Raw genomic sequence first — 17,393 nt, 5'->3', positions numbered from 1 at the left:
CCGGGCGGCAGAAATGATGGGGCCGCAAGGCGGCTGGCAGGAGTGGCCTCGATTCATCAATCTATTGATTTTGCTAAGTAAAATAGCTTTTAGAAGGACTGGCCCGCTCTTTGCTGACTTCCTGGTCCGAAGATGTTTTCAAGGGGTCGCCTGTGGTCGGTGTCACGTCAGACGTAGCGACAAGTGCGCAAGTCTCGAGCGCGCAGCAAAAGCCTGCCCGTTCCCAGACCCCCAAGGACACCGCGCCGAGCGACTCCTTTGGGGCGCTGGTCGACAGCAACACCCAAGCCATCAGCAACAGCGCGCCGTCCCCGAGCCAGGATCCGGCGCCACGACGGAGCGATTCGTCGTCATCCTCCTCGTCGGACAAGAGCATGCGCGACAGCTCCACGACCGACCGGTCCTCGCAGAGCAAGCCGACCGACAGCACGGATTCCTCGACATCGGCTACCAGCAACACCCCGGCCGATCCGACCAGGCCCCCCGGCAAAGCCAAGGATAAGGACAAGGCTGACGCCTCCGCTACCAAATCTGGCGACAAGTCCGACGGCACGAAGAGAGACAAGACGGACGGCACCGACGGCCTCGCCGCCGCGGTGGATACCTCCGCCGCTGCGCAGGCTGCCGCATCGTCGGCGGCTGCGCCTGATCCGACCGCGGTCCCGGTCGCCGCGCCCGCTGTGTCCACCGACCCGAATGCGGCAGCCAATCAGGCCGCGGACACCGCTTCCTCGCCGCTGACGATCGCAGCCGCCGGCATCGCCGCTAGCGCCTCGACCGCCGCACAGATCGCCGGCGCCAAGACGGATGCGACCGGCAAGACCGCCAAGAGCGGCGACGCCAAGACCACCGACGCTAAGGCCGCGCCCGCTAGGGCGACCGTTGCGGGCACCGATGCCACCGCAACCGATGTCACGGCGAAAGCCGCGCAGGTCACCGCATCCGACCAGGGCACGCCGAAGGTCTCGTTCAAGGCGGCCGCGACCGCGCAAGGCCAGACCGATGTCTCCAATATCGGCCAGGACGCCGGCAAGACGGCCCGGGCCGCGACCTCCGCACAAAACGCCGAGATCGCGGCGACCACGAGCACCGCCCCGCATCCGCAAGCCGCGAAGCCGCAGGTCGATAGCGCCGCCACCGATGCGAAGGCTGATACAGCCAATCGCACCGCTGACGCCGTGCCGGTCGCGGCGACGACGCACGCTCATGCCGATACGCAAGTCGTCGCAGCTACCGCGACCGACACCAGCACGCAAGCCGCCAACGCCGTGCAGGCGCCGCTGACCACCACGACCTCGGTGGCCACCGCTTCCACCGCGACGCTGACCGCGACCGCGGCGAATTCGGCGGCGGTGCCGATCAGCGGCATTCCGGTCGAGATCGCGGCAGCCGCCCGCGCCGGAAAGACCCGCTTCGATATCAGCCTCGATCCGGTCGATCTCGGCCGCATCGACGTGCGCATCAATGTCGATCGCAACGGCCAGGTCACCTCGCATGTCACCGTCGAGAAGCCGGAGACGCTGCAGATGCTGCGCCAGGATGCACCGCAATTGCAGCGCGCGCTCGACGATGCCGGCCTCAAGACCGGCAGCAACGGGCTCTCCTTCAGCCTGCGCGACCAGAATTCGTCGGGACAGAACACCGGCCAGAACAACGACAATCCCGGCAATGCCCGGCGGCTGATCATCAGCGAGGACGATTCTGCGACCGCCCCGCCCGTCAGCCGCAGCTACGGCCGTATGCTCGGATCGAGCAGCGGCGTCGATATCAGAGTGTGAGGAGTATTCGCCATGACCACCACGAATGCCGCCACCGCGCCATCAGTCGTATCAGGCACGACCGATGTGCCAAAATCCTCCTCGAATTCGAGCCTGAGCTCGACCACTGGCGCAACGCTCGCCGGCAACTTCCAGACCTTTTTGACGCTGCTGACCACGCAGCTGCAAAACCAGAACCCGCTCGATCCGCTCGACACCAACCAGTTTACCCAGCAGCTGGTGCAGTTCGCCGGAGTCGAGCAGCAGCTCAAGACCAACGACTCCCTCTCGCAGCTCGTCACCCTGCAGCAGACCACGCAGGCGACGCAGGCGCTGGGCTTCGTCGGCAAGACCGCCGTGGTCGACGGCACCACCGCAACGATGAAGAGCTCGTCAGCCACCTGGCATCTCAATGTGCCGACCGATGCGACCGTCGATATTTCCATCGCCAATTCCAGCGGCCAGACTGTATTCACCGGCAAATACACCGCCGGCGCCGCCAGCGACGTTCCCTTCACCTGGAACGGCCAGGGTAATGACGGCACGCAATGGCCCGACGGCAAGTACACGATCACCGCGACCGGCAAGGATGTCGCGGGCAACAATGTCGGCATCGCAGCCCAGGTGCAGGGCGTGGTCTCGTCGGTCGACCTGACCCAGTCGCCGCCGCTGCTCAGCATCGACGGCAACAGCTACACGCTGAGCCAGGTGAAGACCATCGTCGCGACCAGCAGCAATTGAGGAAGGTCACACTGCTTCCCACCCATGGTGTCATCCCGGCCTAGTGCGCAATTGCGCACGGGGGCCGGGATCCATAACCACAGGGAGCGGTTGTAGCGCGAAACTGGAACTCCGGGTCTTCGTCAAACTCCTGCCTGGGGTTATGGATCCCGGGCTCGCGCTCCGCGCGCGCCGGGATGACAGTCGAGACCCTGGCACCAGCGCGCCCGCCCGCTCATCCGTTAGTAGAGTATTTACGAAGACCCCGCTCGGCCGGCTGAAATTACCTTTTCAGCCCGCCGGGCCAGCGTCGTTGCAGCCAGTTTCAACGAGAATTGTATTGAAGCCTTAGGCTTAGCGGATTTTTAAGCCGGCACGCGTAGGGTTACGGCGTGAGTTCAGTGGTTGAGAGTTTGTGAGTACGCCATGACAGAACCCCATCGCCCGAGGGTAAAATACGTCATCGGGCCGGACGGCAGTCCGCTGACGATTGCAGATCTGCCCGCACCCGGCACCAAACGCTGGGTCATCCGCCGCAAGGCCGAAGTCGTCGCCGCAGTGCGTGGTGGACTTCTCTCGCTCGAGGAGGCCTGCAGCCGTTATACCCTGACGGTCGACGAATTCCTCTCCTGGCAGTTTTCCATCGACCAGCATGGTCTGGCGGGTCTTCGCACCACCCGCATCCAGCAATATCGCCAGTAAGCGACCCGGAAATCTGCTGCTTTTGACGAAAATCGGCCTCGCCCTGCGAGGCCGATTTTTTTCATGTTCGCTACTTTTGTCAGAGCTCTTAACGTTCGTTAACCATATCGAAACCATCACCTAGGCAATAATTGCCCACTCGTCCGCTCTTGGAATGCGGGTCGAATCTGTCGGGGCGGTTGCTTGCAAGGTCTTGCGGACTTTTTAAAAGGTATCGGCGCCGCCCGCTTCGGGGCGATGATCGCGGTCACCGCCGCGCTCATCGGCTTCTTTGCCTTTGTCATCATGCGAGTCACCACGCCGCAGATGACGACGCTGTTCACCGACCTCAGCATGGAGGATTCCTCCAGCATTATCAAAGACCTGGAGCGCCAGGGCATTCAGTATGAGCTACGCAATGATGGCAGCATCATCATGGTGCCCAAGGACAAGGTCACTCGCCTGCGCATGAAGCTCGCCGAGGGCGGCCTGCCCAAGGGCGGCGGCGTCGGCTATGAAGTCTTCGACAAGTCGGACGCCCTCGGCACCACGTCTTTCGTCCAGAACATCAATCATCTGCGTGCGCTGGAAGGCGAACTCGCCCGTACCATCCGCGCCATCGACCGGATCCAGGCCGCCCGCGTCCACCTCGTCCTGCCCGAGCGTCCGCTGTTCGCGCGCGAGGCGCCGGAGCCGTCCGCCTCGATCGTGGTGCGGGTCCGCGGCTCGCTCGAAGCTCAGCAGATCCGCGCCATCCGCCACCTCGTCGCTTCCGCCGTCAACGGCCTGAAACCGCAGCGGGTGTCGATCGTGGACGAGGCCGGCCAGCTGCTCGCCGACGGCGCCGCCACCGATCCGGAGCAGGCCGCAGGCGACGACCGGCGCATCGCCTTCGAAAAGCGGCTGCGCAAGGAGGTCGAGGACATCGTCTCCTCCGTGGTCGGTTCGGGCCGCGCCCGCGTCCAGCTCTCCGCCGATTTCGACTTCAACAAGATCACCCAGACCTCGGACAAGTTCGATCCCGAGGGCCGCGTGCTGCGCTCGACCCAGACCCGCGAAGAGAGCAGCCTCACCGCCGACACCAATGGCCAGGTCACCGTCAACAACGAACTCCCCGGCAACCAGCAGAACAGCGGCGTGCCGGCGAAGGACCAGACCAAGAAGTCCGAGGAGACCAACAATTACGAGATCTCCCGCACCACCAAGACCGAGGTGACCGAGGCTGGCAGGGTCAACCGCATCTCGGTCGCGGTGCTGGTCGACGGCATCTACACCAAGAACGACAAGGGCGAGCTCGCCTATCAGGACCGCACCAAGGAGCAGCTCGACCGCATCGCCACCCTGGTGCGCTCTGCGATCGGCTTCGACCAGAAGCGCGGCGACCAGGTCGAGGTCGTCAATCTGCGCTTTGCTGACGCGCCCTCCACCGCCCCGATCGCAGAGCCCTCCGGCTTCCTCGGCATGCTGCAGTTCACCAAGGACGACATCATGTATTTCGTCGAGCTCGGCGTGATGATGCTGCTCGGCCTCGTCGTGATGTTCATGGTGATCCGCCCGCTGGTGAAGCGCATCCTCGCCTCCGACGAAGTCGCCGCCGCCATATCAGGCGTGCTCTCCGGCCCCGCCGCCTCCGAAGAGGCCGCGCCTGCCGCCGGCCAGGCGCTGATCCCGGGCGGCGCCGCCAGCGCGATCGACGTCGCCACCATCCAGGGCCAGGTCCATGCCCAGTCCGTTCATCGCGTCGGCGAGCTCGCCGAGCGCAACCCCAACGAAACCGTCGCCATCATCCGTCAATGGCTGACGGAGCCCACCAAGTGAACCTTAGCCAAGTGAATCAAGCAGTGATCTGACATGGCCGCCTCCTTGCAAAACGCCAACTCGAACGACATCACCAGCGTGATCTCCACGCTCGGTCAGCGCGCCGGCAACCGGACCAAGGACGGCAAGGGCCCCGAGCAATTGACCGGCCCCCGCCGCGCTGCGATCCTGATGCTGGCGCTCGGCGAGCAATATGGCGGCAAGATCTGGAGCCTGCTCGACGACGACGAGGTTCGTCAGCTTTCGCTGGAAATGTCGACGCTCGGCACCGTCGAAGTCGACACGGTCGAGGACATGCTGCTCGAATTCGTCTCGCGCATGTCGGCCTCGGGCGCGCTGATGGGCAATTTCGACGCGACCGAGCGCCTGCTCCAGCAATATCTGCCGCCGGAGCGCGTCAACGGCATCATGGACGAGATCCGCGGCCCCGCCGGCCGCAACATGTGGGAGAAGCTCTCCAACGTGCAGGAAGAGGTCCTCGCCAACTACCTCAAGAACGAATATCCGCAGACCATCGCCGTGGTGCTGTCGAAGCTGAAGCCGGAGCATGCCGCGCGCGTGCTCGGCATCTTCCCCGAAGACCTCGCGCTGGACGTCGTCAACCGCATGCTGAAGATGGAAGCGGTGCAGAAGGAGGTGATCGAGAGCGTGGAGAAGACGCTGCGCACCGAATTCATGTCGAACCTGTCGCAGACCCGCCGCCGCGACGCTCACGAGGTGATGGCGGAAATCTTCAACAATTTCGACCGCCAGACCGAAACCCGCTTCATCACCTCGCTCGAAGAGGACAACCGGGAATCGGCCGAGCGCATCAAGGCGCTGATGTTCACCTTCGACGACCTCGTGAAGCTCGATTCCGGCTCGGCCCAGACGCTGATGCGCAACGTCGACAAGGACAAGCTCGGCGTGGCGCTGAAGAGCGCCAACGAGGACGTTCGCAACTTCTTCTTCGGCAGCATGTCCTCGCGCGCGGCCAAGATGCTGCAGGACGACATGGCGGCGATGGGACCTGTGCGGCTGCGCGACGTCGACGAGGCCCAGGCGCTGCTGGTCAATCTCGCCAAGGACCTCGCCGCGAAGGGCGAGATCATGCTGACCAAGAACCGCGCTGACGACGAGCTGGTGTATTGATGGGCGCCCCCGCCAAATTCCTGTTCGATACCGACTTTGCCGCGCCCGACCGGACGCGCGAGAAGGCCGCAACCGCGGCCGAAATCGCGCAGAAGGTCGCGGAAGCCGAAGCGCGCGCCTACCAGGACGGCTTTGCCGCAGGCCAGCGCGAGGCCAAGGCCGAGAGCGACCGCCGCGTCGCGCTTGCGATGGAAGAGATCAGTATCGGTATCCGGGGCGTCGCGTCGGGCATCGGCAACATCGAAACGAAGATGGAGACCGAGGCGGTCGAGGTCGCGATCGCGGTGGCGCGCAAGCTCTGCGCCGACCTGATCGACGCCGAGCCGCTCGGCGAGATCATGGCGCTGGTCAAGGATTGCTTCTCGCACCTGGTCGCGACGCCGCATCTCGTGGTTCGCATCAACGACGCCCTCTATGACAGCGCACGCGAGAAGATCGAGCGGCTCGCCAAGCAGAGCGGCTTTGAAGGACGGCTGGTGATCCTGGCCGAACCTGAAATTGCCACCGGCGACTGCCGGATCGAATGGGCCGATGGCGGCGTTGTGCTGGAGCGCAGCGCCATCGCAGCCAAGATCGACGACATGGTCGGACGCTATATCGCGTCCCGCAAGGGGAACTAAGCCATGAGCGACACCGACGGACAGGTCCCGCTGCCCGATCTCAACGGCCCGTTGCCGCCCACCGGCGCCGACGTCGGCTACAACGAGGACGAATATGCGGCGCGTGTCGCGGCCGACCTCGAGGCCGTCTTCGACGTGCCGGTGCAGGTCTCGGCGGTGCTCGGCCGCTCCAAGATGGATGTCGGCGAGCTCCTCAAGCTCGGGCCCGGCACCGTGCTCGAGCTCGACCGCCGCGTCGGCGAGGCCATCGATATCTACGTCAACAACAAGCTCGTCGCCCGCGGCGAGGTGGTCCTAGTCGAGGACAAGCTCGGTGTGACCATGACGGAAATCATCAGGACGGAACGCGGTTAACGCAACGCAGGGAATGAAGCGCGGCAGCGCGACCAGACGGACAGGAGACTGACATGCGGCTTCTCATCGTTGGCACATTGAAGGGCCAGCTCACCACCGCCACCAAGATTGCGATGGACAATGGCGCCACCGTGACGCATGCCGAGGATCACGAGCAGGCGATGCGCGTGCTGCGCAGCGGCAAGGGCGCCGACCTCCTGCTGGTCGACGTCGCCCTCGACATCCGCGACCTCGTGATGCGACTGGAGGCCGAACACATCCACGCCCCGATCGTCGCCTGCGGCATCACCAACGACGCCCGCGCCGCGGTCGCCGCCATCCACGCCGGCGCCAAGGAATACATCCCGCTGCCGCCGGAGCCGGAGCTGATCGCAGCGGTGCTCGCCGCTGTCGCCAACGATTCACGCGAGCTGGTCTATCGCGACGACGCCATGGCGCGCGTCATCAAGCTGGCCCAGCAGATCGCTGGCTCCGACGCCTCGGTGATGATCACCGGCGAATCCGGCACGGGCAAGGAGGTACTGGCCCGCTACGTCCACACCCGTTCGGCCCGCGCCAAGCGTCCCTTCATCTCGATCAACTGTGCCGCGATCCCCGAGCATCTCCTGGAGTCCGAGCTATTCGGCCACGAGAAGGGCGCCTTCACCGGCGCGGTCGCCCGCCGCATCGGCAAGTTCGAGGAGGCGACCGGCGGCACGCTGCTGCTGGACGAAATTTCCGAGATGGACGTCCGCCTGCAATCGAAGTTGCTCCGCGCTATCCAGGAGCGCGTGATCGATCGCGTCGGCGGCACCAAGCCGGTCCCGGTCGACATCCGCATCATCGCGACCTCCAACCGCAACCTGGCGGATGCCGTGCGCGAAGGCACCTTCCGCGAAGACCTGCTGTTCCGCCTCAACGTCGTGAATCTGAAGATCCCGCCGCTGCGCGAGCGCCCCGCCGACATCCTCGAGCTCGCCCAGCACTTCGTGAAGAAATACGCCGAAGCCAACGGCGTACCGCTGCGCCCGATCTCGGCGGAAGCCAAACGCGTGCTCTCCGCCAACCGCTGGCAGGGCAATGTCCGCGAGCTCGAAAACACCATGCACCGCGCTGTGTTGATGGCGCAGGGCGACGAGATCGGCGCCGATGCGATCATTACGCCGGACGGCGACCGCCTTGACCTCGCCAAGACCGCGCCGGCCGTGGCGCATGCGACCATGGCCGCCGAGCAGGTGACGCGTGCGCTCGTGGGACGCACCGTGGCGGACGTCGAGCGCGACCTGATCCTGGAGACGCTGAAACACTGCCTGGGCAATCGCACCCACGCCGCCAACATCTTGGGAATCTCGATCCGCACGCTGCGCAACAAGCTGAACGAATACGCCGACGGCGGCATCCCCATCACTCCGGCGGGAACGCCGGGCGAACATTCGCGGATGCCGATGATCGGGGCGTAGGGATCCAGTAAAGGTGGAGGATGAGAATGCCCGGGCACAGTCCGGGCATTTTGTTTTTGCCAAATGGTAGCCCGCATGGGGCGAACACATGGCCGCACCGCATCTCGCGACTAGGTCACCGCCACGCCAGGCCCTATAACCCCGCGTGACACCCACGCGAGGAAGCACATGTCTGAAGCTCAAATCACGGATTGGCTGGCGTCGCAGAAGCAGGCGATGATCGATCTGCTCCGCGACGTCGTGAACATCGATTCCGGGTCCTATGACAAGGAAGGCGTCGATGCGGTCGGTGCGCGGTTCGAGCGGCATTTTTCCGAGCATGGCATCCCGTTCCGGCGCGAGGCCAACGCCACGTTCGGCGACGCGATCCATGCCGAGGTGACGAAACCCGGCAGCAACGAAAAGCCGGTGTTGTTGATGGGGCATCGCGACACCGTGTTCGGCAAAGATGAAGCCAAGCGTCGCCCCTTTACGATCCGGGATGGTCGCGCCTACGGTCCCGGCGTCGCCGACATGAAGTCCGGCCTCGTCATGAACGTGTTCGTGGCGACCGCCTTCCATAAATTCGGCGGCAACCCGCATCCGATCAAGGTCCTGATCACGTCGGACGAGGAGATCGGCTCGCCATCGTCGCGCCCCGTGATCGAACGCGAAGGGCGCTCCGCGCGTGCCGTGTTCAATTCCGAGCCGGGCCGCCCCACGGGCAACGTCGTCACCGGGCGCAAGGGCGGCATCTTCATGCATATGGCCATCACCGGCAAGGCGGCACATTCCGGCGCGAACTTTGCTGCGGGCGTCAGCGCGATCGGCGAGCTCGCGCACAAGATCGTTCATATCCACGCGCTGACCGATCTCGACAAGGGCATCACGCTCAATGTCGGCCTCGTCTCGGGCGGACAGTCCGTCAACACGACCGCGCCTTACGCCGAGGGTCAGATCGACATGCGCTATGTCGATCCGGCCGACCGCGCGAGGGTGATGGCCGCGATCGAGAAGATCGTCGCGACATCTTTCGTTCCAGGCACCAGTGCAACGCTGACGATCAAGGGCGAGTTCGTGCCGGTCGTGCAGAGCGAGGCCTCTAAGGCGCTGTTCGAAGGCTATCAGGCCGCCGCAAGGCAGGTTGGCCTCACGACGCTCCAGGGCGAGTTCTCCGGCGGCTGCGCCGATTCCGGCTTCACCGCCGCAGTGGGCACGCCGACCATTTGCGGCCTCGGGCCGGTCGGTGGGCTCGCGCACACGCCGGAGGAATATCTGGAGCTCGACAGTATCGTGCCGCGCGCGCAGGCCCTGGCGCTGGCGATCCTAAAGGGATAGTCAGCCTCGCACTCCGTCATGCCCGGGCTCGACCGGGCATCCACGTCTCTCGTCAATCGCAGTTGCGCGTGGATGGCCGGGTCAAGCCCGGCCATGACGAGGAGAGAGCCTTACGAATAGCTCGGCGCGTCTGGCTTGCGGAAGATGTGGATGGGATCGCCGGGCACGAATTGCTGGCCGCGGAACATCGCATAGGCATAGAGCACGAGATAGGCGATCGCCAGCGCGCCGACGGCATAGAAGGCCCAGGTCCCGACGCGTTTCATCGTTCGCTCCATTGCCGTCGCGGCGCAACGGCTCAGGGCGCTTCTAGAGCGATGACGCGGAAAAGGCCAGCCTGCGCACGCTTGCGGCGATCAAACGCCGCGGCGGCTGCGGGCGGGAACGCTGATCTCGGCGAGCCTTGCGGCGTCTTCGTCCTGGTCCACCGCCACATACTGGCCGTGCCAATAGGCAAGCGCCGCTGACCGCGCCGAGTTCTTGATGTTCCTGACGCGGCCGATGACGATGCCATGCGAGTGCCGCTCGATGATGTCCTCGACCTCGCAATCGACCGCGGACAGGGCGCCGACCAGCAGCGGCACGCCGGATACGGCCGTGACCCACTGGCTGCCCGCGAAACGATCAGCCCCCTTCAAGCCACCCCTGCCGGCAAAACGTTCGGCGACATCGAGCTGATCGGCGGCGAGGATATTCACGCCGAACGCACCGTGGCGGCGGATCAGCGGGAAGGACGAGGCATCGCGGTTGACGCTGACCAGCAGCGTCGGCGGATCGACCGCCAATGAGGTCACGGACGTCACCGTCATGCCGGTGATGTCCTTGCCCCGTCCGGCGGTGATGACGCTGACGCCGCCGGTGAGGTGGCGCATGGCGCCGCGAAAATCGGCGGACGAGACGGCGGTTTCGGTCATGAGCTCGCGAGGGACTAGATTCATGGCATTCTCCCCGAACTGGGGTTTCCGTCTATTTAGGTACGATCATCCGCCGACAAAAGATGGCTCAGGATCGAGCCTTCAAGGCCGGCAAGCTCGACCGAGCCCCGCTCGCGCGGTCTGCTGGCGTTAACCATGACGTCATGGGCAATCCGCCCCTCCTCGATCACCAGCACCCGATCGGCCAAGGCGACTGCTTCGGAGACGTCGTGGGTTACCAGGATGGCGGTAAAGCCCTGGTCGCGCCAGACCCGCTCCAGAAGCCGCTGCATCGAGATCCGGGTCAATGCATCCAGCGCACCGAGCGGCTCGTCAAAGGCGAGCACACGCGGCCGCGAGACCAGCGCGCGGGCGAGCGCGACGCGCTGCTTCTGGCCGCCCGACAGCACCGACGGCCACTGGTCGCGCTTGTCGGCGAGGCCCACTTCGGCAAGCGCTTTTTCCGCGCGCAATTGCGCATCACTGGTGGCACGGTCGCGGCCGAGACCGACCTCGACATTGGCCAGCACCCGCGCCCAAGGCAAGAGCCGGGGCTCCTGAAACATCACGCGGATGTCTTCCGCCTGGACTTCGTCGCCAAAGCTGATGCTGCCGGCGTCAATCTTTTCGAGGCCGGCGATGAGGCGCAGCAGCGTGCTCTTGCCGCAGCCACTCTTGCCGACGATCGCGACAAACTGGCCGACCGGGATGTGCAAATCGATGCCGCGCAGCACCTCATTGTCGCCGAAGGACTTGCGCAAGCCGCGGATGCTGAGCGGCAGGCCGCTGGTGTGAACCGGCCGCTCCTCGCGTGCCGCGCGGGCATGGGGTACGAAATTGGCGCGGCTGGCGAGTTCGCTCTCGGAAAAGGCCGCACGAAGCGCTGTCTGCATTGTCACTCTCAACGTTTCTGGAAGGCGGGGTGCCAGGCGAGCGTCGCCCGCTCCAGCACGCGGGAGGCGCTGTCGGCGAGCTTGCCGAGCAGCGCGTAGATCAGGATCGAAAGCACGACGACGTCGATCAGCATGAACTCGCGCGCCTGCATCGCCATGTAGCCGAGCCCTGAGGACGCGGCGATGGTTTCGGCGACGATCAGGGTCAACCACATGATGCCGAGCGCGAAGCGGATGCCGACGAAGATCGAGGGCAGCGCGCCCGGGAAGATGACGCGGCGGAACAGTTCGCCATCGCTCATGCCGTAGATGCGGCCCATCTCGATCAGCTGCGGATCGACGGTGCGAATGCCGTGCAGCGTGTTGAGGTAGATCGGGAAGAATACGCCGAGCGCCACCAGGAACAGCTTTGCACTCTCGTCGATGCCGAACCAGAGGATGACGAGCGGGATCAGCGCCAGATGCGGCACGTTGCGCACCATTTGCAGCATCGTGTCGGTGAGCCTGGCCGAGAGCTGCGACAAGCCATTGGCGAGCCCGAAAGCGAAACCGATGCTGCCGCCAATCAAAAAGCCGATCGAGGCGCGCCAGAACGAGACCCAGATGTTGCGGATCAGTTCGCCGGAGAGCAGCAGCTTCCAGCCGGCGAGCACGACGTCGCTCGGCGCCGGCAGCACGCGGGTCGGCACGAAGCCGGTCACGGTCGCGACCTGCCAGATCGCGATAATGGCAAGCGGCAGGATCCACTGGATCAGGCCATCCATCCGCGTCAGGCGGAAGTTGCGGGGAAGAGAGACACTGTCGATCAGGCTCATGATTGCGAAACCCTGTGCTGCGGACGGTAGTCGCTGCCGACCGACTCGCCGAACGGGCCGCCGTTGAAGTGCAGCCTGGTCACGTTGCTCGGCTGCTCCAGCGACAGCAGCGGGAAGACCAGCTCGGCGAACCGATAGGCTTCCTCCAGATGCGGATAGCCCGACATGATGAACGTATCGATCCCGATGTCCTGATACTCCTTGATACGCGCGGCGACCGTCTGGGGATCGCCGACCAGCGCCGTGCCGGCGCCGCCACGCACGAGGCCGACACCGGCCCAGAGGTTCGGAGCGATCTCGAGCTTGTCGCGCTTGCCGCCGTGCAGCTGCGCCATGCGCTGCTGGCCGACCGAGTCCATGCGGGCAAAGTTCTTCTGCGCGGCCGCGATGGTCTCGTCGCTGACATGCTTGATCAGCTCGCCCGCCGCACGCCAGGCCTCTTCGTTGGACTCGCGAACGATCACATGCAGCCGGATACCGAAGGAGAGTTTGCGGCCCCGAGCGGCCGCGATGTCCCTCACCTTCGCCACCTTCTCGGCGACCAGCGCCGGCGGCTCGCCCCAGGTGAGATATTTGTCGACGGTGTCGACCGCGACGTCGATGCCCGCGTCCGACGAGCCGCCGAAATAGAGCGGCGGCCGCGGCGACTGCACGGGGTGAAACAGCAGCTTGCCATCCTCGATGCGGATGTGCTTGCCATCGACATTGACGGTCTTGCCCGCGAGCAGGTCGCTATAGACGCCCAAGAACTCGCGGGTGACTTCGTAACGCTCGTCATGGCCGAGGAAGATGCCGTCGCCCTTGTTCTCGACGGGATCTCCGCCGGTGACGACGTTGACGAGCAGCCGGCCGTTGGTGACGCGATCGAGCGTCGCGGTCATGCGTGCGGCGACGGTCGGCGATTGCAGGCCCGGGCGCACGGCGACGAGATAGCGCAACCGCTCGGTGAATGGCGCCACGCTCGAGGCGGCGATCCAGGAATCCTCGCAGGACCGCCCGGTCGGCAGCAGCACGCCGTAATAGCCGAGTTGGTCGGCGGCCTGCGCGATCTGGCGCAGATAGTTGAAATTGACCTCGCGGCCGCCGATGCCGGTGCCGAGATAACGGCCATCGCCGTGGGTCGGAAGGAACCAGAGAATGTTGGCGTTTGCTTGCTTGCTCATGACTTTGCTCATGACCCTGACTTCCGAGCCACCTCGGAGATATTGATGGATTTGGGGATCAGGCCCAGCGCGAAGAACGTATCGGCCACCTGCTGCTGGTCGGCGACGACGGAATCCGTGATCGGCTTGATGCCATAGGCCTGTCGCTTCAGCGCGACCTCCACCACGGGCACCGACAAGCCGATCGCCGGAGCGAGCTGCTCGGCCACGGCATAGATGTCGCCCTTGGCCCAATCGTCGATCGTGCTGAGTTCGGCGAGCACGATGTCGACGATCTCGGGGTTATCGCCGAGGAATTTCCTCGAGGAGAAATAGAACTGGTAGTTGGCAACGACGCCGCTGCCGTCGGCGAGCGTGCGCGCGCCGGTGGCGGCTTCCGCCGCCGCCTGGAACGGATCCCAGATCACCCAGGCATCGACCGCACCACGCTCGAAGGCGGCGCGCGCATCGGCCGGCGCGAGGAAGACCGGCTCGACTTCCGAGTATTTCAGTCCCGCCTTCTCCAGCGCCTTGACCAGGAGATAGTGGACGTTGGAGCCCTTGTTGAAGGCGACCCTCTTGCCCTTGAGATCGGCGACCGATTTGAGCGGGCTCTCCTTGGGCACCAGGATGGCTTCGCCTTTCGGCGCCGGCGGTTCATAGGCGACGTACTGGATCGGGGCGCCGGCGGCCTGCGCGAAGATCGGCGGGGCTTCGCCGGTGTTGCCGAAATCGACCGCGCCGACGTTGAGCGCTTCGAGCAGCGGCGGACCGGAGGGGAATTCGGTCCACACCACCTTGTAACCGGCCGCAGCCAGCTTCGGCTCCAGCGTGCCCTTGCTCTTGAGCAGCACCAGCTTGCCGTATTTCTGGTAGCCGATGCGGACGATCTTGTCCTGACCGTAGGACGTGCCGACCGCCGCGGCGACGATGCCGATCGACAGCACGATGGCCGCGATCAGGCGCTGACTGATACGCCTCATGTTCAAGCCTCCTGAATTGGGGAGATGGATCGGCACGGTCAGGCTGCCGGGTTGCGCCAGACGATGTCGCGGATGACGATCGGCTTCGGAATCAGGCCGAGCTTATAGAAGCGGTCGGCGACGCCCTGCTGCGTCGTCACGATGTCGTCGGTCAGGGGGCCGATCACGAAATTCGCGCGATCGGCCGCGACCGTCTGGATGTCCAGTGGAACACCCGTGATCGCCGCCAGCGACCTTGCGACCTCGTCGCGGTGCTGTTCGGCCCATTGGCCTGTGGCGGTGGTCACGCCGACGATCTGTTGCAGGATCGCGCTGTGGTTCTGCGCGAACTCGCGGTTGGCGATGTAGAACGAATTGGTCTTGGTCACCTCGCGCGCGTTGATCAGGATGCGGCCGTTCTGCTTGGTCTCGCCGATCGCAAAGTATGGATCCCAGATCGCCCAGGCCTCGATGCTGCCATTGGCGAAGGCGGGACCTGCGTCCGGCGGCGTCAGATAGACCGGGGTGATGTCGGCGTAGGTGAGCCCCGCCTTCTCCAGCGTCTGCACCACGAGATTGTGGGCGCTGGAGCCCTTGGTGAAGCCGATGCGCTTGCCCTTCAGGTCAGCGATGGAACGGATCGGCGAATCCTTGGGCACCAGGATGCCCTGGCCGTTGGTGATGGGCTGGCCGGCGGCATAGACGATGGCGGCACCGGCGGCCTGCGCGAACACCGGCGGCGAATCGCCGACCGCACCGTAATCGACGCTGCCGACATTCATCGCCTCCATCATCGGCGGCCCCGATGAGAATTCGACCCATTTCACCTCGATGCCCTGGGATGCGAAATGTTTTTCCAGCGTCGCCCGCTGGCGCGTGATGACCAGCACGCCGGTCTTCTGGTAGCCGATACGAATTTCCTTCAGCACGCCCTGCGCACGGACGCGCGGCGGGAACACCGACGCGGCTGCTGTGCCAGCGGATAGTTTCAGAAAGTCACGACGTTGCATTACAGGCTCCCGGCCGCGTGCGGCCGTCATCGTTGATGTTTGCAGGATGATGGTGCGGAGCAGGAGACGTGTCGAGACGATCAGGAAAATAGCGATACGAGCACTGCGCGCGTGGCGAGATTCATGATTAATCTTTCAAGCGCGCGCGATGATACAGGGGGATTTTTTCCGCACGGGAAAGCGAGAGCTCGCACCAGAGGAACGAAAACGCGAAAACAACCCCATGCACAGTAGCCGGAGCAGGCAAACCACAACCTACGAATTATCCGAAATTCTCTTTGACCCGTCGGGCAAAACAGGAGCATGATGGCATCATGACGGCGCTGGGATGGAGCGCGGAGCTGCGTCCGCCGGACTCGCTGTCATTCCCGCGAAGGCGGGAAATCCGGTACGCCGCGGCTCATCGACTCAACCACACCTGTCCCGGAGTGCTGGATCGCCCGGTCCTGGTGCGCAATTGCGCACTGGCCGGGCGATGACACCGCAATTGCGGCAAGGGCGCGCTCTTCAAGCTAGTGCACCCACCTCACCGGCAGGTTCTGCAGCCCGCGGAATGCCCAGCCGCCGAACCGCACCGGCTCATCGTCGGCGATCTCGATGCGGCCGGCGCGTGCGAACAAGGTCGGCAGCGCGACGTCGGCGATCATCGCGCGCGAGGCGAAGGCGCCGGCGCAGAAATGCGGGCCGGCGCCGAAGGCGACGCTCTTCGAGGTATCGCGCCGCACGTCGAATTCGTCGGCGCGCTCGAAATGCTTCTCGTCCCGGTTGGCAGAACCGAACATCAGGAACACGCGCTCATCGAGCTCGAAGGAGACGTCGCGAATGGTCCACGGCTTGGCGATGCGCCGCGGCGACATGCCGATCGGCGAGATCCAGCGGGCATATTCCTCGAACGCCTGCAGCCAGGTCACCTCGCCCCTGCGCACGAGATCGAGCTGCTCGGGATGGGTCAGCAACGCCCACACGGTGCCGGCGATCGCCTTGCGCGGCTCGTTCTGACCGCCCGAGATCGCCAGCTTGACGTTGGCGCGCACGCTCTCCATCGGCATGCCGGAGGCGAGCAGCACGCCGAGAATGCTCTGATCCGGGCGCTTGCGCATCACCGGCAGGATGTCGTCGATGGCGGCATCGATGCTCGACGTCGCGGCATGACAGCGCGCCTCGATCGCGGGATCGCCGCCGTAATTGGCGATGCCCTCGATCATGCCCTGCGACCACGCATCCATGTCCGCAAAGCCGATGTTCGTGAGGCCGGTGATCGACTTCAGGCACTCGCCGGAGAACGGCAGCGCGAAGTCGCGCATGAGGTCGATCCGCCCGGGCTCGATCGCATCGAGAATGCGGTCGGCATGGGCCTGGAACAGCGCCGTCCAGTGCGCCTTCACCGTCTTCGGCGACACGGTCGGAAACATGGCCCGCCGCTCGATTTGATGCGCCTCGCCGTCCTTGCGCATCATGTTGTGGCCCATCAGCCGGTTCATCAGGCCGGCGGGCTGGTGCGAGGAGAACACGTCAATCTGCTTCTCGGAGATCGAGATGTCGTCCCGGCTGGTCAGCAGCGTCGAGCCGAGCTGCGGCACGAAGGCGATCGGCGCCTCCTTGCGCATCTTGGCAAGCATCGGATAGGGGTCGGCCCAGAACGCGGCCGGGTCGATGTCGATGCGCGGCGCGGTGCTCAAGGCGGTCTCCCCGGGTTTCTCGTCGCTTTCAGGCAAGACTAACGAACTCGGCCGCTGGTGTCTGTCCCTAGCGATGGGGACGGGCAGCTTGGGGTGTCCGAGCCGAGATCGATGCGGCGGCAGACATTGGGGCGAGGGTTC

At 64.9% G+C, this 17,393-nt stretch carries 17 protein-coding genes; 9 read left to right on the top strand and 8 right to left on the bottom strand.

Annotated features, from left to right (window positions below):
* The first annotated feature begins 152 nt into the window (after positions 1-152).
* From BM374_RS34200 to BM374_RS34160, 9 genes are all read left to right on the top strand, one after another.
* The gene (locus BM374_RS34200; RefSeq protein ID WP_092302905.1) at positions 153-1,778 is read left to right on the top strand and encodes a flagellar hook-length control protein FliK; all 1,626 of its coding nucleotides are present in this window, start codon (positions 153-155) and stop codon (positions 1,776-1,778) included.
* 12 nt (positions 1,779-1,790) lie between these two features.
* Entirely contained in the window at positions 1,791-2,498 is a 708-nt protein-coding gene (locus BM374_RS34195) for a flagellar hook assembly protein FlgD (protein WP_092302904.1), read from the top strand.
* 405 nt (positions 2,499-2,903) lie between these two features.
* Positions 2,904-3,179, top strand: coding sequence for a CtrA inhibitor SciP (sciP, locus tag BM374_RS34190; RefSeq protein WP_002714638.1), 276 nt, complete (start codon positions 2,904-2,906; stop codon positions 3,177-3,179).
* 183 nt (positions 3,180-3,362) lie between these two features.
* On the top strand, positions 3,363-4,976 hold the full coding sequence (fliF, locus tag BM374_RS34185) for a flagellar basal-body MS-ring/collar protein FliF (RefSeq protein WP_092302902.1): 1,614 nt from the start codon (positions 3,363-3,365) through the stop codon (positions 4,974-4,976).
* A gap of 33 nt (positions 4,977-5,009) precedes the next feature.
* Positions 5,010-6,107, top strand: a complete 1,098-nt coding sequence (fliG, locus tag BM374_RS34180) for a flagellar motor switch protein FliG (protein WP_092302900.1) — start codon at positions 5,010-5,012, stop codon at positions 6,105-6,107.
* Positions 6,107-6,727, top strand: coding sequence for a FliH/SctL family protein (locus tag BM374_RS34175; RefSeq protein WP_092302898.1), 621 nt, complete (start codon positions 6,107-6,109; stop codon positions 6,725-6,727). The genes fliG and BM374_RS34175 overlap by 1 nt, the downstream gene beginning before the upstream one ends.
* Before the next feature lie 3 nt (positions 6,728-6,730).
* Positions 6,731-7,081, top strand: a complete 351-nt coding sequence (gene fliN / locus BM374_RS34170; RefSeq protein ID WP_092302896.1) for a flagellar motor switch protein FliN — start codon at positions 6,731-6,733, stop codon at positions 7,079-7,081.
* Positions 7,082-7,134: 53 nt separating this feature from the next.
* Positions 7,135-8,520: a sigma-54-dependent transcriptional regulator FlbD gene (gene flbD, locus BM374_RS34165; protein ID WP_092302894.1), complete on the top strand. Its 1,386-nt coding sequence runs from the start codon at positions 7,135-7,137 to the stop codon at positions 8,518-8,520.
* Between the two features lie 168 nt (positions 8,521-8,688).
* The gene (locus BM374_RS34160; RefSeq protein WP_092302892.1) at positions 8,689-9,837 is read left to right on the top strand and encodes a M20 family metallopeptidase; all 1,149 of its coding nucleotides are present in this window, start codon (positions 8,689-8,691) and stop codon (positions 9,835-9,837) included.
* Between the two features lie 110 nt (positions 9,838-9,947).
* Here the strand turns inward: BM374_RS34160 and BM374_RS38975 are convergent, their stop codons facing one another.
* The 8 genes from BM374_RS38975 to BM374_RS34125 form a co-directional block, all read right to left on the bottom strand.
* Complete coding sequence (locus tag BM374_RS38975) at positions 9,948-10,103, bottom strand: hypothetical protein (RefSeq protein WP_177248732.1); 156 nt, start codon at positions 10,101-10,103, stop codon at positions 9,948-9,950.
* Between the two features lie 90 nt (positions 10,104-10,193).
* Positions 10,194-10,775 (bottom strand): flavin reductase family protein, encoded by a 582-nt coding sequence (locus BM374_RS34155; RefSeq protein WP_092302890.1) that lies wholly within the window; start codon positions 10,773-10,775, stop codon positions 10,194-10,196.
* Between the two features lie 32 nt (positions 10,776-10,807).
* The gene (locus BM374_RS34150) at positions 10,808-11,644 is read right to left on the bottom strand and encodes an ATP-binding cassette domain-containing protein (RefSeq protein WP_092302888.1); all 837 of its coding nucleotides are present in this window, start codon (positions 11,642-11,644) and stop codon (positions 10,808-10,810) included.
* 8 nt (positions 11,645-11,652) lie between these two features.
* A complete protein-coding gene (gene ssuC, locus BM374_RS34145; RefSeq protein WP_092302886.1) occupies positions 11,653-12,459 on the bottom strand; it encodes an aliphatic sulfonate ABC transporter permease SsuC in 807 nt (268 codons plus the stop codon).
* Complete coding sequence (gene ssuD, locus BM374_RS34140; RefSeq protein WP_244552797.1) at positions 12,456-13,622, bottom strand: FMNH2-dependent alkanesulfonate monooxygenase; 1,167 nt, start codon at positions 13,620-13,622, stop codon at positions 12,456-12,458. The genes ssuC and ssuD overlap by 4 nt, the downstream gene beginning before the upstream one ends.
* An 8-nt stretch (positions 13,623-13,630) precedes the next feature.
* Positions 13,631-14,584: a sulfonate ABC transporter substrate-binding protein gene (locus BM374_RS34135; protein ID WP_092302882.1), complete on the bottom strand. Its 954-nt coding sequence runs from the start codon at positions 14,582-14,584 to the stop codon at positions 13,631-13,633.
* Between the two features lie 38 nt (positions 14,585-14,622).
* Positions 14,623-15,573, bottom strand: a complete 951-nt coding sequence (locus tag BM374_RS34130) for a sulfonate ABC transporter substrate-binding protein (protein WP_092302880.1) — start codon at positions 15,571-15,573, stop codon at positions 14,623-14,625.
* A gap of 512 nt (positions 15,574-16,085) precedes the next feature.
* The gene (locus BM374_RS34125) at positions 16,086-17,252 is read right to left on the bottom strand and encodes a cytochrome P450 (protein ID WP_092302931.1); all 1,167 of its coding nucleotides are present in this window, start codon (positions 17,250-17,252) and stop codon (positions 16,086-16,088) included.
* Positions 17,253-17,393 lie beyond the last annotated feature (141 nt).

Origin of the sequence: Bradyrhizobium sp. Ghvi (assembly GCF_900115265.1) — a bacterium.
Taxonomy (GTDB): Bacteria; Pseudomonadota; Alphaproteobacteria; order Rhizobiales; family Xanthobacteraceae; genus Bradyrhizobium.
The sequence above is the reverse complement of the archived record's forward strand: the minus strand, read 5'-3'. Positions and strand labels throughout refer to the sequence as shown.

Bases quoted from the DNA above. Each gene is read 5' to 3' on its own strand.
- BM374_RS34135 (WP_092302882.1), bottom strand. From the start codon at position 14,584: ATGAGGCGTATCAGTCAGCGCCTGATCGCGGCCATCGTGCTGTCGATC.
- BM374_RS34155 (WP_092302890.1), bottom strand. From the start codon at position 10,775: ATGAATCTAGTCCCTCGCGAGCTCATGACCGAAACCGCCGTCTCGTCC.
- ssuD (WP_244552797.1), bottom strand. From the start codon at position 13,622: ATGAGCAAGCAAGCAAACGCCAACATTCTCTGGTTCCTTCCGACCCAC.
- BM374_RS34150 (WP_092302888.1), bottom strand. From the start codon at position 11,644: ATGCAGACAGCGCTTCGTGCGGCCTTTTCCGAGAGCGAACTCGCCAGC.
- flbD (WP_092302894.1), top strand. From the start codon at position 7,135: ATGCGGCTTCTCATCGTTGGCACATTGAAGGGCCAGCTCACCACCGCC.
- BM374_RS34160 (WP_092302892.1), top strand. From the start codon at position 8,689: ATGTCTGAAGCTCAAATCACGGATTGGCTGGCGTCGCAGAAGCAGGCG.
- ssuC (WP_092302886.1), bottom strand. From the start codon at position 12,459: ATGAGCCTGATCGACAGTGTCTCTCTTCCCCGCAACTTCCGCCTGACG.
- BM374_RS34195 (WP_092302904.1), top strand. From the start codon at position 1,791: ATGACCACCACGAATGCCGCCACCGCGCCATCAGTCGTATCAGGCACG.
- fliN (WP_092302896.1), top strand. From the start codon at position 6,731: ATGAGCGACACCGACGGACAGGTCCCGCTGCCCGATCTCAACGGCCCG.
- BM374_RS34130 (WP_092302880.1), bottom strand. From the start codon at position 15,573: ATGCAACGTCGTGACTTTCTGAAACTATCCGCTGGCACAGCAGCCGCG.
- BM374_RS38975 (WP_177248732.1), bottom strand. From the start codon at position 10,103: ATGAAACGCGTCGGGACCTGGGCCTTCTATGCCGTCGGCGCGCTGGCG.
- fliG (WP_092302900.1), top strand. From the start codon at position 5,010: ATGGCCGCCTCCTTGCAAAACGCCAACTCGAACGACATCACCAGCGTG.
- BM374_RS34175 (WP_092302898.1), top strand. From the start codon at position 6,107: ATGGGCGCCCCCGCCAAATTCCTGTTCGATACCGACTTTGCCGCGCCC.
- sciP (WP_002714638.1), top strand. From the start codon at position 2,904: ATGACAGAACCCCATCGCCCGAGGGTAAAATACGTCATCGGGCCGGAC.